The 12,342-nt window shown below is 72.5% G+C and carries 13 protein-coding genes and 1 pseudogene; 6 read left to right on the plus strand and 8 right to left on the minus strand.

What is annotated here, in order from left to right; all coding sequences use genetic code 11:
* Positions 1 to 32 precede the first annotated feature (32 nt).
* The 4 genes from CXY01_RS19410 (at position 33) to CXY01_RS19425 (ending at position 4,789) form a co-directional block, all read left to right on the plus strand.
* On the plus strand, positions 33 to 938 hold the full coding sequence (locus tag CXY01_RS19410) for a carbohydrate ABC transporter permease (protein ID WP_146931068.1): 906 nt from the start codon (positions 33 to 35) through the stop codon (positions 936 to 938).
* A gap of 11 nt (positions 939 to 949) precedes the next feature.
* Positions 950 to 1,846: a carbohydrate ABC transporter permease gene (locus CXY01_RS19415; protein WP_146931071.1), complete on the plus strand. Its 897-nt coding sequence runs from the start codon at positions 950 to 952 to the stop codon at positions 1,844 to 1,846.
* Positions 1,843 to 3,756 carry a glycoside hydrolase family 127 protein gene (locus tag CXY01_RS19420; RefSeq protein ID WP_146931074.1) on the plus strand — a complete coding sequence of 638 codons (1,914 nt, stop codon included), beginning with the start codon at positions 1,843 to 1,845 and terminating at the stop codon, positions 3,754 to 3,756. Before CXY01_RS19415 ends, CXY01_RS19420 begins: the two co-directional genes overlap by 4 nt.
* Before the next feature lie 82 nt (positions 3,757 to 3,838).
* Complete coding sequence (locus CXY01_RS19425; protein WP_146931077.1) at positions 3,839 to 4,789, plus strand: NADP-dependent oxidoreductase; 951 nt, start codon at positions 3,839 to 3,841, stop codon at positions 4,787 to 4,789.
* 7 nt (positions 4,790 to 4,796) lie between these two features.
* Here the strand turns inward: CXY01_RS19425 and CXY01_RS19430 are convergent, their stop codons facing one another.
* The gene (locus tag CXY01_RS19430; protein WP_146931080.1) at positions 4,797 to 5,012 is read right to left on the minus strand and encodes a PHP domain-containing protein; all 216 of its coding nucleotides are present in this window, start codon (positions 5,010 to 5,012) and stop codon (positions 4,797 to 4,799) included.
* 84 nt (positions 5,013 to 5,096) lie between these two features.
* Positions 5,097 to 6,002, minus strand: coding sequence for a LysR family transcriptional regulator (locus CXY01_RS19435; protein WP_146931083.1), 906 nt, complete (start codon positions 6,000 to 6,002; stop codon positions 5,097 to 5,099).
* Positions 6,003 to 6,074: 72 nt separating this feature from the next.
* Between CXY01_RS19435 and CXY01_RS19440 the strand changes: the two genes are divergently transcribed.
* Positions 6,075 to 7,103 carry an EamA family transporter gene (locus CXY01_RS19440; protein WP_443092707.1) on the plus strand — a complete coding sequence of 343 codons (1,029 nt, stop codon included), beginning with the start codon at positions 6,075 to 6,077 and terminating at the stop codon, positions 7,101 to 7,103.
* Here the strand turns inward: CXY01_RS19440 and CXY01_RS19445 are convergent.
* The 3 genes and pseudogenes from CXY01_RS19445 to CXY01_RS19455 all read right to left on the minus strand — a co-directional run.
* A pseudogene (locus CXY01_RS19445) lies at positions 7,025 to 7,531 on the minus strand (2-C-methyl-D-erythritol 2,4-cyclodiphosphate synthase); the annotation flags it as partial. The gene CXY01_RS19440 and the pseudogene CXY01_RS19445 sit on opposite strands and share 79 nt — an antisense overlap.
* Complete coding sequence (ispD, locus tag CXY01_RS19450) at positions 7,441 to 8,187, minus strand: 2-C-methyl-D-erythritol 4-phosphate cytidylyltransferase (RefSeq protein ID WP_146931089.1); 747 nt, start codon at positions 8,185 to 8,187, stop codon at positions 7,441 to 7,443. The gene ispD and the pseudogene CXY01_RS19445, both read right to left, overlap by 91 nt.
* 7 nt (positions 8,188 to 8,194) lie before the next feature.
* Positions 8,195 to 8,677, minus strand: coding sequence for a CarD family transcriptional regulator (locus tag CXY01_RS19455; protein WP_055916922.1), 483 nt, complete (start codon positions 8,675 to 8,677; stop codon positions 8,195 to 8,197).
* A gap of 259 nt (positions 8,678 to 8,936) precedes the next feature.
* Here CXY01_RS19455 and CXY01_RS19460 point away from each other — a divergent pair, with 259 nt between their 5' ends.
* Positions 8,937 to 9,446, plus strand: a complete 510-nt coding sequence (locus CXY01_RS19460) for a hypothetical protein (RefSeq protein WP_146931092.1) — start codon at positions 8,937 to 8,939, stop codon at positions 9,444 to 9,446.
* Positions 9,447 to 9,500: 54 nt separating this feature from the next.
* Here CXY01_RS19460 and pstB read toward each other — a convergent pair whose 3' ends face one another.
* From pstB to pstC, 3 genes are read right to left on the minus strand one after another with little or no spacing between them, the layout of a single operon-like run.
* Positions 9,501 to 10,280, minus strand: coding sequence for a phosphate ABC transporter ATP-binding protein PstB (gene pstB / locus CXY01_RS19465; protein ID WP_146931095.1), 780 nt, complete (start codon positions 10,278 to 10,280; stop codon positions 9,501 to 9,503).
* Positions 10,281 to 10,291: 11 nt separating this feature from the next.
* Positions 10,292 to 11,242, minus strand: a complete 951-nt coding sequence (pstA, locus tag CXY01_RS19470; protein ID WP_146931098.1) for a phosphate ABC transporter permease PstA — start codon at positions 11,240 to 11,242, stop codon at positions 10,292 to 10,294.
* Positions 11,242 to 12,264, minus strand: coding sequence for a phosphate ABC transporter permease subunit PstC (gene pstC, locus CXY01_RS19475; RefSeq protein ID WP_146931101.1), 1,023 nt, complete (start codon positions 12,262 to 12,264; stop codon positions 11,242 to 11,244). The genes pstA and pstC overlap by 1 nt, the downstream gene beginning before the upstream one ends.
* Positions 12,265 to 12,342 lie beyond the last annotated feature (78 nt).

Genomic DNA, 12,342 nt, shown 5'->3' on the forward strand with positions numbered 1-12,342 from the left:
CGTCCCCGACACACCCGCTCGAGAGGCACCCGATGACGGTCCACACCGCCACCTCCCCCCGGCTGAGCAGCCGGCGCACCCGGAGCCACCGCCTGCGCGGCTGGGCGTACGCGTCCCCGACCGCCCTGTTCGTCCTCGTCCTGTTCGTCGTGCCGCTGGTCCTGGTGTTCCGGATGAGCGCGTCGAAGTGGCCGCTGCTGTCGGGCGACCAGGGGATCAACTTCCCCGACAACTTCACCGCCGCGGTCGACAACCGGTTCTTCGTCGACTCGGTCGTGTTCACCCTGAAGTACACGATCCTGGCGACCATCCTGCTGATCGCCCTGGGTCTGGGGCTCGCGCTCATGGTGCAGGAGTCGTCGCGCTGGAAGGGCCTGCTGCGCACGTCGTTCCTGGTGCCGAGCGCCCTGGGTCTGGCGTCGGCGTCGCTGCTCTTCTACGTCCTGTACTCGCCGCTCGCCGGGCCGCTGGCACCGTTCATGGAGCGCATGGGCTGGAGCTTCCTGGGCTCCCCCGACGCGGCCCTGGCCTCGACGCTGTTCCTCATCGTCTGGCGGTACGCGGGCTTCTACATGCTGCTCATGCTGGTCGGCCTGCAGGCCATCCCCGGCGACATCTACGAGGCGGCCCGCATGGACGGCGCCAACCGGTGGCACACCTTCTCCAAGATCACGATCCCGCTGCTCAAGCCCACCCTCGCGCTCACCACGATCCTGTGCGTCACGGGGTCGCTGCTGGCGTTCGAGCAGTTCTACATCCTCACCAAGGGCGGTCCCGACAACAGCACGATCACCGTGGTCCAGCTCATCTACTCGGTCGCGTTCCAGGGCCAGAACGACCTGGGGGTCGCCGCGGCGCTGTCCGTGCTCGTCCTGGCCGCGCTCGTCGTCATCAACGTCGTCCAGCTCCGCGCCTTCCGCGGCTCGGACGAGAGCTGAGGGGGCCGACGATGACCATCGCCACCGTCCAGCACCACCCCGAGGCCGCCGCGCTCCCGCCGACCCACCGCACGGCGCCGCCCACGACGATCGCGGGTCTCGCGCTGCGCACCCCGTTCTGGGTGTTCTCCGGCGCGCTGGCCGTGATCTTCCTGTTCCCGCTCGTCTGGACGTCGGTGGCCTCCGTGTCGCCGCACCCGGGCACCGGGCAGGTGGACGGCTGGGGCTTCGGCAACTACCGGACGCTGGCCGCCTACCAGGCCGGCATCTGGCAGTACCTGGCCAACTCCGTGTTCGTCTCCGGGCTGTGCGTGGTGCTGACCCTGCTCATCTCGACGCTCGGCGGGTACGCGTTCGCACGGTTCCGGTTCCCCGGCCGCAACGCGCTGTTCATGCTCACGCTGGCCATCCTCATGGTCCCGTACGCGACCCTGCTGATCCCGCTGTACGTGCTGCTCAACAGCATCGGCCTGCAGAACTCGCTGGTCGGCGTGGCGCTCGTGCTGACCATGTTCCAGCTGCCGTTCTCGACGTTCATGATGCGGATCTCGTTCGAGTCGATCCCCCGGGAGCTCGACGAGGCCGCGATGGTCGACGGCTGCTCGTCGTTCTCGGCGCTGTGGCGGGTGCTGCTGCCCGCCGTCCGCCCGGGCCTGATCACCGTCGGGCTCTTCGCGTTCCTCGCGGCCTGGAACGACTTCTTCGCGCCGCTGATCCTCATCAACGACTCCAACAAGATGACCCTCCCGCTGGCCGTGTCCAACCTGCGCGGCCAGGTGCAGGGCGTCGTCGACTACGGCGCCACCGAGGCCGGCGTCGTCGTGCTGGCGCTGCCCTGCATCGTGCTGTTCCTCCTGCTCCAACGACACTACGTACGCGGCTTCATGTCGGGTGCGCTCAAGGGATGACGATGACCACTGGTACCACGACCCCCGCTGCACCCGTCGCCCCCTCGCGCGGCACCCTGCGCCCGCTCGGGCTGGACGAGGTGCAGATCACCGGCGGCTTCTGGGGCCGACGGCAGACCGTCAACGGCGCCGCGAGCCTCGCGCACATCGAGCACTGGATGGAGCGCGAGGGCTGGATCGGCAACTTCGACGCCGCGGCCGCGGGCAGCCTGTCCCCGCTCGACCGCGGAGGCCGCGAGTTCTCCGACTCGGAGGTCTACAAGCTGCTCGAGGCCATGGCCTGGGAGATCGGCCGGACCGACGACGCGGAGCTCGACGGCCGGTTCCGTGCGCTCGTGCGCCGGGTCGGTGCCGCGCAGGAGCCCGACGGGTACCTCAACACGAACTTCGGCCGGCCCGGCCAGCGACCGCGGTACTCCGACCTCGAGTGGGGGCACGAGCTGTACTGCTTCGGCCACCTGTTCCAGGCGGCGGTCGCCCGCGCACGGACGCGTCCCGACGCCGACGACGGGCTGCTGGCGATCGCCCGCCGGGCCGCCGACCACGTGGTCGAGACGTTCGGGCCCGACGGGATCGCGTCCGTCTGCGGGCACCCCGAGATCGAGCCGGCGCTGGCCGAGCTGGGCCGCGCGACCGGTGACCGCCGCTACGTCGAGGCGGCCGCGCTGTTCGTCGAGCGCCGAGGCACCGGGACGCTCGCCGAGATCCACCTGGGCCAGGAGTACTTCCAGGACGACGTGCCGGTCCGGGACGCGACGGTCCTGCGCGGGCACGCCGTCCGCGCGAACTACCTGGCCGCCGGTGCGGTCGACGTCGCCGTCGAGACCGACGACACGGACCTGCTCGACGCGCTGACCACCCAGTGGGAGAACACCGTCGCGCGCCGCACCTACGTCACCGGCGGGCAGGGCTCGCAGCACGAGGGCGAGGCGTTCGGCCACGACTTCGTCCTGCCGGCGGACCGGGCGTACTCGGAGACGTGCGCCGGCGTCGGCTCGGTCATGTTCTCCTGGCGCCTCCTGCTGGCCCAGGGCCTGCCGCGCTACGCGGACCTCATGGAGCGCACGCTGTTCAACGTGGTCGCCACGTCGCCGTCGCACGAGGGCACGGCGTTCTACTACACGAATACGCTGCACCAGCGGGTGCCCGGCACGGTCCCGCCGACGGACGTCGCCAGCCCTCGCGCGTCGTCCTCGCTGCGTGCGCCGTGGTTCGCGGTGTCGTGCTGCCCGCCGAACGTCGCCCGCACGCTCGCCGGCCTGGCCGCCTACGTCGCGACCACCGACGACGACGGCCTCCAGCTGCACCAGTACGCGCCGTCCACGATCCGCACGACCCTGGGCGACGGCCGCCGCGTCGAGCTCGACGTCGAGACGGACTACCCGGTCGACGGGCTGGTCCGCGTGACCGTGGTCGCCACCGAGGACCGGCCGTGGACGCTCACCCTGCGCGTGCCCGGCTGGGCCGACGGCGCGGAGCTCAGCACCCCGGACGGCGTGCAGCCGGCACCCGTCGGCACGGTCTCGGTGCACCGGCGCTTCGCGGCCGGCGACGTGGTCGAGCTGCGCCTGCCGATGAGCCCGCGGGTGTCCCGCCCGGACGCCCGCATCGACGCGGTGCGCGGCTGCGTGGCGGTCGAGCGCGGTCCCGAGGTGCTGGCCCTGGAGTCCGTCGACCTCGGCGGCACCGACGTGTCCGACGTGCGGCTGGACCTGGGCGCCGGGGTGCGCGAGGTCGACGGGCGCGTGCTGGTCACCGTCGCCACGGTCCCCCCTGCCGACGGCCCCTGGCCGTACGGCGACCCGTCGGGGCTGCCCGACGCTCCCCGCTCGGAGGTCCCGCTGATCGCGTACCACGACTGGGCGAACCGGGGACCGTCGACGATGCGGGTGTGGCTGCCGCTCGCCTGAGGCGTCACCCGACGGGGTGACGGCCGCACCCGCACGCGTCAGCCACTGGCCCTGGCAGGCCGGACAGGTGCAGAGTGTGCCGGTGGCCCTCAGCAGCAGGGCCGTCGTCGCGAGCGCGTACGGCGGTCCGGAAGTCCTTCGCCTCGTCGACGTCGACCCCGGCGAGCCCGGTCCCGGCAACGTCCTGGTCGAGGTCCGCGCGGCGGGCGTCAACCCGACCGACTGGAAGGGGTACGCGGGCGCCTACGGCACCAACCCCGCGAACCTGCCCATGCGGCTGGGCTACGAGGTGTCCGGTGTCGTGAGCGCCGTCGGCCCGTCGGTGCGGTGGCTCTCCCCCGGTGACGAGATCATCGCGTGGCGGGTGACGGGCGGCTACGCGGACCGGATCGTCGTCTCCGAGCAGGTCACCGTGCGGCGGCCGTCGAACCTCGACTGGCCGGCCGCTGCGGGTCTCCTGCTGGCCGGCGCCACGGCCGTCCACACGCTCAGCGCGACCGGCACCCGCGACGGCGACGTCGTGCTCGTGCACGGCGGCTCGGGCGGGGTGGGCCGCATGGTCGTCCAGCTCGCGGTCCTGCGCGGGGCCCAGGTGATCGCGACGGCGTCGCCACGGCACCACGACGACCTGCGCGACCTGGGCGCGACGCCGGTGGCCTACGGCGAGGGGCTGCTCGAGCGGGTGCACGAGGCCGCCCGGCACACCGGTGCCGTCACGGTCGCCATCGACGCCGTGGGCACCGACGAGGCCCTGGACACGTCGGTCGCCGTGGTGAGCGACCGGGACCGCATCGCGACGATCGCGGGGTTCGGCCGCGCGGGCGAGCTGGGCATCAAGGCCCTGGGCGGCGGGCCCGGTGCGGATCCCGGGACCGCGGTGCGGGAGGCTGCGCGGGCGCAGCTGGCGGAGCTGGCCGCCGACGGGACGCTCGACGTCCGCGTCGCGCGGACGTACCCGCTGTCGGACGTCGCCGAGGCCCACCGGGACGGGCAGGCGGGACACGCTGCGGGGAAGCTGATCCTCCTCCCCTGAGGGGCTCTCAGAACGGCAGCGGCGGGGGCGTCTCGTTGAGCTCGCGGCGGTTGTGGTCGTCGAGCTCGCGCAGCCCGGCGCTGGTGGCCTCGAGGATGTCGAGGGGGACACGGACGCGGATCCGGACGGCCTGCACCCCGTTGTCCCGGACGGGCAGGTTGGGGTGTGCAAGCGCTCCCACGACGGGGAGCCGCTCGGTCTTGGCCTCCGACGACTGTGTCACGCCGGGGACGGTACCTGCTGAGCGGGACCGGACGCTACCCCAGATTTCGGACACGCCGGTGACCTGCGCGCACACGCCGGACGGCTAGGCGGAACCGATGTCGGCGGCGAGCGCCCGGAGCTCGTCGAGGACCCGACGGACCACGAGGCGCTCGGCCCGGTCCCGCCTGAGCAGCGCGTCGATGCGCCGGCCGGCCCGCACGCCGGCCAGGGGCACCAGGCGCACACGCGCCCCGCCTCCGAACGTGTACCGGGGCAGCAGCGAGACCCCGTGACCTGCCTCGACCAGCGCCTCGACCACGTGGAAGTCGTTGATGCGGTGCACGATCCGCGGCGCCGACCCCGACCGTGCGCCGACCGCGCCGAGCACCGTCGCGACGGGGAACCCCTCGCGCACGGCCACCCACGGCAGGTCCCGCAGGTCGTCCGGGCGGACCTCGGTGCGCTGCGCCAGCGGGTGGTCGAGCGGGACCGCCAGGTCCAGCGGCTCGCGCAGCAGCGGCACCACCCGGACCGCCCGGCCGCCGGCCCATCCCGGTCCGTCGTCGGGCCGGTGCGCGACGACGACGTCCATCCGGTCGGTGAGCGCGACGAAGTCGTCCTGGGCGACGTCCTCGTCGGAGCACTCCAGGGTGATGCCGTCGATCGCGGCGACGCGGGAGAGCAGCGCCGGCAGCAGCAGCTGGGCGCCGCTCTGGAACGCGGACACCCGCACCACGCCCTGCGGACGCTCCAGGAACTCGTCGCACGCGGCACGTGCCCGTTCGAGCGCCACCGCGACGTCCACCGCCGCCTCGGCGAGCGCCTCCCCCGCCGGCGTCAGGCGCAGGCCGCGGCCGACCCGCTCCGTCAGCGGCACGCCGACCTCGTGCTGCAGCTGGGCAACCTGCTGGGACACCGCCGACGGGGTCAGGTGGAGCACGGCCGCGGCGGCGGTGACCCCGCCCTGGCTGCCCACCGCCCGGAGCGTCTCCAGCGTGCGCGGATCCATGCAGCAACGCTACATCGACCCGTCAGCACTATTCGATGGTGCTGCACGTTGGGTCGCCACCATGCTCGGACCATGCCGACCCGCGACCGCCTGCTCGCCGTCCTCGTGGCGGTGCTGTGGGGCCTGAACTTCCCCGCGATCCACCTGTCGCTCGAGCAGTTCCCGCCCTTCTTCCTCGTCGCGCTCCGGTTCGCGCTCATCGCGGTCCCGACCGTCCTGCTGGTGCCCCGCCCCTCCGCCCCCTGGCGCTGGATCGCCCTGTACGGCCTGGGCTTCGGCGTGCTGCAGTTCGTGTTCCTCTACCTGGCCATGTCCACCGGCATGCCCACGGGCCTGGCCTCGCTGGTGCTCCAGTCCTCGGCGCCGTTCACGGTGCTGCTGGCCGGGGTGTTCCTGCGCGAGCGGATCACCGCGCGGCAGGGCGTGGGGATCCTGCTCGCCGTCGCCGGCCTGACGGGGATCGCCGTGCACCGCGCAGGGCTGGACGGCGGCGCGACCCTGGTCCCCGTGCTGCTGACGCTGTGCGGCGGGCTCGGCTGGGCGGTCGGCAACCTCGGCAACCGGCGCGCGATGCAGGCCCAGCCCGGCGAACCGTTCCGGCTGCTGCTGTGGATGTCCGTCGTGCCGCCCCTGCCGCTGCTGGCGCTGTCCCTGCTCGTGGAGGGGCCCGCCGAGATCGCCGGCTCGTTCCAGGGGCTCGACAGCAGGCAGGGTCTGCTCGCGCTCGCCGGTCTGCTCTTCACCGTCGTCGTCGCGACGCTCGTCGGCACCGGCCTGTGGACCGCGCTGATGGGACGCCACCCGTCGAGCACGGTGGCCCCGTTCTCGATGCTCGTCCCCGTGGTCGGCATCGGCGCGTCGTGGCTGCTGCTCCGCGAGCGCACGTCGGCGACCGAGCTGGCGTGCGGGGCGCTCGTGCTGACGGGCGTGCTGCTGGGCAGCACGCGACGGCGTCAGTCCGCGACGACCAGCGCCGTGGCGATCGCCGCGACACCCTCGCCGCGGCCCGTGAGCCCGAGCCCGTCGGTGGTCGTCGCCGAGACGCTCACGGGAGCGCCGACCGCCGACGAGAGCGCCGCCTCGGCCTCCGCCCGCCGCTGACCGACCTTCGGGCGGTTGCCGATCACCTGCACGGCCACGTTGCCGACGGTGAAGCCGGCCGCCCGGACCCGCCGTGCCGCCTCGGCGAGCAGGGTCGCCCCCGCCGCCCCGGCCCACTCGGGCTCGGACGTGCCGAAGTTCGACCCGAGGTCGCCCAGTCCGGCCGCGGACAGCAGCGCGTCCGCCGCGGCGTGCGCGGCGACGTCGGCGTCGGAGTGCCCGGCGAGCGGCCGCTCCCCGGGCCAGGCCAGCCCGGCCAGGTGCAGGACGGCGTCCGCCCCGGGACTCTCGTCGTAGGCGTGCACGTCGACGCCGATCCCCGTGCGGGGCAGGGTGCTCACTCGGTGTTCTCCGTCGGCAGGGCGGCGACCGCGAGATCCCGCGCGGTCGTGATCTTGGCGGCCCGCTCGTCGCCGGAGACCACCCACACGGGCTCGCCCAGCCGCTCGACCAGGCCCGCGTCGTCCGAGGCCGCCAGGGCCTCGTCGTGCGCGTCCTCGGCACCGTGGGCGTGCGCCCGCACCAGCAGGTCCCGGGCGAACCCCTGGGGCGTCTGGACGGCGCGCAGCTCGGCCCGCGGGACCGTCTCGAGCACCGGCTCGACCACGACGCCGCGGTGCGCTGCGACGCGCTTGATGGTGTCCGTCACCGGCAGCCCGGGCACCACCGCGGCGTGCCCGTCACGTACGGCCTCGATGACGCGGGCCACCAGCGACGGCGGCGCGAGCGGTCGTGCGGCGTCGTGCACGAGGACCACGTCCACGTCGGCGGCTCGGGCGTCGGAGTCGAGCGCAGCCAGCCCCGCGGCCACCGAGGCCTGCCGGGTGGCGCCGCCGGCGACGACCAGCAGGGTCACGTCGGCGTCCAGCCCGGTCAGCTCGCCCGCGATGGCGTCGAGGTGGAACGCGGGTGCGGTGACCACCAGCACCCGGACGCGATCGTCGCCCGCCGCGCGCGCCGCCAGCAGGTTCTGGGCAGCGTGCGCGACGAGCGACTGTCCTCCCAGCGGCACGAGGGCCTTCGGGAGGGAATGACCGAGCCTGCTGCCGCTCCCGGCGGCAGTCAGTACTGCAGCGACGCTCACCGCGTCGTCAGGACGCGAGGACCTCGTCGAGGATCGCTTCGGCCTTCTCCTCCTCGGTGTGCTCGGCGAGTGCGAGCTCCGAGACGAGGATCTGGCGGGCCTTGGCGAGCATGCGCTTCTCGCCCGCCGACAGGCCGCGGTCGGCGTCCCGGCGCGACAGGTCACGCACGACCTCCGCCACCTTGATGACGTCGCCCGACGCGAGCTTCTCGAGGTTCGCCTTGTAGCGACGCGACCAGTTGGTCGGCTCCTCGGTGTACGGGGCCCTCAGGACCTCGAACACCTTGTCGAGGCCTTCCTGGCCGACGACGTCGCGCACGCCCACCAGGTCGACGTTCTCAGCCGGGACCTCGATGGTGAGATCTCCCTGAGCGACCTTGAGCTTGAGGTAGAGCTTGTCCTCTCCGCGGATGGTCCTGGTCTTGATCTCTTCGATCAATGCCGCACCGTGGTGCGGGTAGACAACGGTCTCCCCAACAGTGAAAGTCATCTGCAGGTGTCCCCTTTCGCAGAGGGGTATCTTATCACGCCGTTTTTGGCCTTTTGGCGCGTGATTACCGGCATCTGCGCAGGTCACGGGCAGCGCACCGACCGGGTCGCCCCCGGGTCGCACGTCGGTCGCACCGGGACCGGTCACGCGTCCGGCAGGCGGGTCGCACGCGTGCGCGACGGCTAGGCTGGGGCCCGACGGTGACACCCGTCCACCGACCCGCAGCCCGCCGCAGCGCCCGACGTCCCGAGGAGTCACCGTGACCTCGCCCCGCCCCCGCTCCCTGAGGGCTGCCGCCCTCGTCGTCGGCGTCGCCGTGGCCGGGCTGACGCTCGCCGGCTGCTCCGCGACGAACCAGATCACCACCGACGAGCAGTACTCCGCGTCGGACGGCGTCCGCGCCACGATCGGTGACGTGCGCGCCAGCAACCTCCTGGTGCTCACGGCGGCCGAGGGCGACCCGGGCACGCTGCAGGGCGGCCTCATCAACGAGGGCTCCGAGGACCGGTCCGTCACGCTCGCGATCGGTGACGAGGAGACGGTCGTCGAGCTCGGCCCCCGGGAGACCGTGCTGCTCGGTGTGAGCGACGCCGAGGACGAGGGGTACGCCGAGGTGACGTTCCCCGCCGTCGACACCCCGCCGGGCGGTCTGGTGCCCGTCACCATCTCCACGCCCGAGGACGGCTCGATCGAGGTGCAGGTGCCCGTGCTCGACGGCACGCTGCCCGAGTACGCGTCCCAGGTGCCCACCGCACCCGCCGAGGACTGACCAGACGCACCGAAGGGGCCGTCCGATCCGGACGGCCCCTTCTGCGTGTGCGGATCAGCCGAAGCGTCCCGAGATGTAGTCCTCCGTGGCCTGCACGCGCGGGGACGAGAAGATCGTGGCGGTGTCGTCGATCTCGACCAGCCGGCCCGGCTCCCCCGTCGCGGCGAGGTTGAAGAACGCCGTGCGGTCCGAGACGCGCGCGGCCTGCTGCATGTTGTGGGTGACGATGACGATCGTGTAGTCGGACTTCAGCTCGGCGATGAGGTCCTCGATGGCGAGCGTGGAGATCGGGTCCAGGGCGGAGCACGGCTCGTCCATGAGGAGCACCTGCGGCTTGACCGCGATCGCCCGCGCGATGCACAGGCGCTGCTGCTGGCCGCCCGAGAGACCCGAGCCCGGCCGGTTGAGCCGGTCCTTGACCTCGTTCCAGAGATTGGCGCCCCGCAGCGACGCCTCGACGACGTCCTGCGCGTCCCCCTTGGAGATGCGCTTGTTGTTCAGCTTGATGCCGGCCAGCACGTTCTCGGCGATCGACATCGTCGGGAACGGGTTGGGGCGCTGGAACACCATGCCCACCTGGCGGCGGACGGCGACCGGGTCGATGTCGGAGCCGTACAGGTCCACGCCGTCCATCGCGACGCTGCCCTGCACGTGCGCGCCGGGGATGACCTCGTGCATGCGGTTGAGCGTGCGCAGGAAGGTCGACTTCCCGCAGCCCGACGGGCCGATGAACGCGGTGACCGAGCGGGGCTCGACCGCCATCTCCACGTCGGCCACGGCCCGGAAGTCGCCGTAGAAGATGTTCAGGTCCTTGACGTCGATGCGCTGTGCCATGGGGGTGTCTTTCAGCCGAGGTTCTTGGGGGCGAAGAAGCGGGTGATCAGGCGGCCGACCAGGTTGAGCAGCATGACGATGAGGATGAGCGTCAGCGCCGCGGCCCAGGCCCGGTCGTAGTTGATGGTCGGGATGCACGCCAGGTCCCCGGGCGTGCAGGGCACGAGGCCCTGCGAGTACTGCCGGTAGACGTAGACCGGGAGCGTCATCATCCGGCCCTCGAACAGGTTGAAGTTGATCGAGTCGATGACGCCGACCGTGATCAGCAGGGGCGCGGTCTCGCCGATGATGCGGGCGATCGCGAGCGTGATGCCGGTGCCGATGCCGGCGATCGAGGTCCGCAGCACGACCTTGATGACGACGAGCCAGCGCGGGACGCCCAGGGCGAGGGCGGCCTCGCGCAGCTCGTTGGGCACCAGCCGCAGCATCTCCTCGCAGGACCGCACGACCACCGGGATCATCAGCACGCTCAGCGCGACCGCGCCGACGATGCCCATGCGGACGCCGGGTCCCAGCAGCACGGCGAACAGCGCGTAGGCGAACAGGCCCGCGACGATCGACGGGATGCCCGTCATGACGTCCACGAAGAAGGTGACCGCCCGGGCGAGCGAGCCGCGGCCGTACTCCACCAGGTAGATCGCAGTGAGCAGGCCGATGGGCACCGAGATCAGGGTGGCGGCCAGGGTGATCTCGAGGGTGCCGATGATGGCGTGGTAGATGCCTCCGGCGTCCATGCCGCCGAACACCCCGCGCATCGAGTGCGTGAGGAAGTAGGCGTTGAAGCGCTCGATGCCGTTGACGATCACGGTCCACGAGACCGAGATCAGCGGCAGCATCGCGACGACGAAGGCGGCGTAGATGAGCCCCTTCATCACGCGGTCCTTGCGGTGGCGGCCCTTGTCCACCTGGCGCAGGAGCGCCCGCAGCTCCGGGTTGCCCTCGGGGAGGGTCGTGGCGGTCATCAGTTCGCTCCCGAGAAGTCCTTGCGGCGCGCGACGATCGCGCGAGCGGCCATGTTGACGACGAGCGTGATGACGAACAGCGCGAGACCGGTCGCGATGAGCGCCGAGACGCCCAGCGGGTTGGCCTCGGGGAACTGGGCGGCGATGTTCGCCGCGATCGTCTGCTGCTGTCCCGCCTCGAGCAGCTTGAACGAGTACAGGAAGCCGGGCGACAGGATCATCAGGACGGCCATCGTCTCGCCGAGCGCGCGGCCCAGGCCGAGCATCGCGGCGGACACGATGCCCGAGCGGGCGAACGGCAGCACCGCGACCCGGATCATCTCCCAGCGCGTGGCGCCCAGGGCGAGCGCGGCCTCCTCGTGCAGGCGCGGCGTCTGCAGGAACACCTCGCGGCTCACGGCCGTGATGATCGGCAGGATCATCACGGCGAGGACCAGTCCCACGGTCATGAGCACGCGGGCGGTCGGCGACACGGTTCCCGCGAAGAACGGGATGAAGCCGAGGTACTCGTTGAGCCACGCCCAGACCGGCTTCACCATCGGGGCGAGCACCAGGCCGCCCCAGAGGCCGTAGACAACCGACGGGATGGCCGCCAGCAGGTCGACCAGGTAGCCGAGGCCCGAGGCGAGCCGGCGCGGCGCGTAGTGCGACGTGAACAGCGCGATGCCCAGCGCGATCGGTGTCGCGATGACCAGTGCGAGCGCGGCGGCGAGCACCGTGCCGAAGATCAGCGGTCCCACGAAGTCGAGGAGCGAGGTCGCCTCGCCCATCCACGAGACCTTCTCGGTCAGCTCGGCGGCCGGGGTGGTCAGCGCCGGCCACGCGCGCAGCACCAGGAAGGCGGCGACCGCGACGAGCACGACGAGGATCAGGGCCCCGGCCCCGGTGGCGGTCCAGCGGAACAGCCGGCTGGCGCCCTTGTCGACCACGCGCGTGCGACGGCGGCGGCTCGGCCGAGGAGGCCCGACGGCCTCCGTCGGACGCACGCCGTCCTGCGTCGGCGGGCTCTGGGTGCTGGTCACTTCTCTCCTGCTGCTCGTGGTGGGGGGTACGTCCGCCGGTGGCGAGCCCGCCTCCCCCCGAGACGGGCCCGCCACCGG

The organism is Cellulomonas xylanilytica, assembly GCF_007989805.1.
In the GTDB taxonomy this organism is placed as follows: Bacteria; Actinomycetota; Actinomycetes; order Actinomycetales; family Cellulomonadaceae; genus Cellulomonas; species Cellulomonas xylanilytica.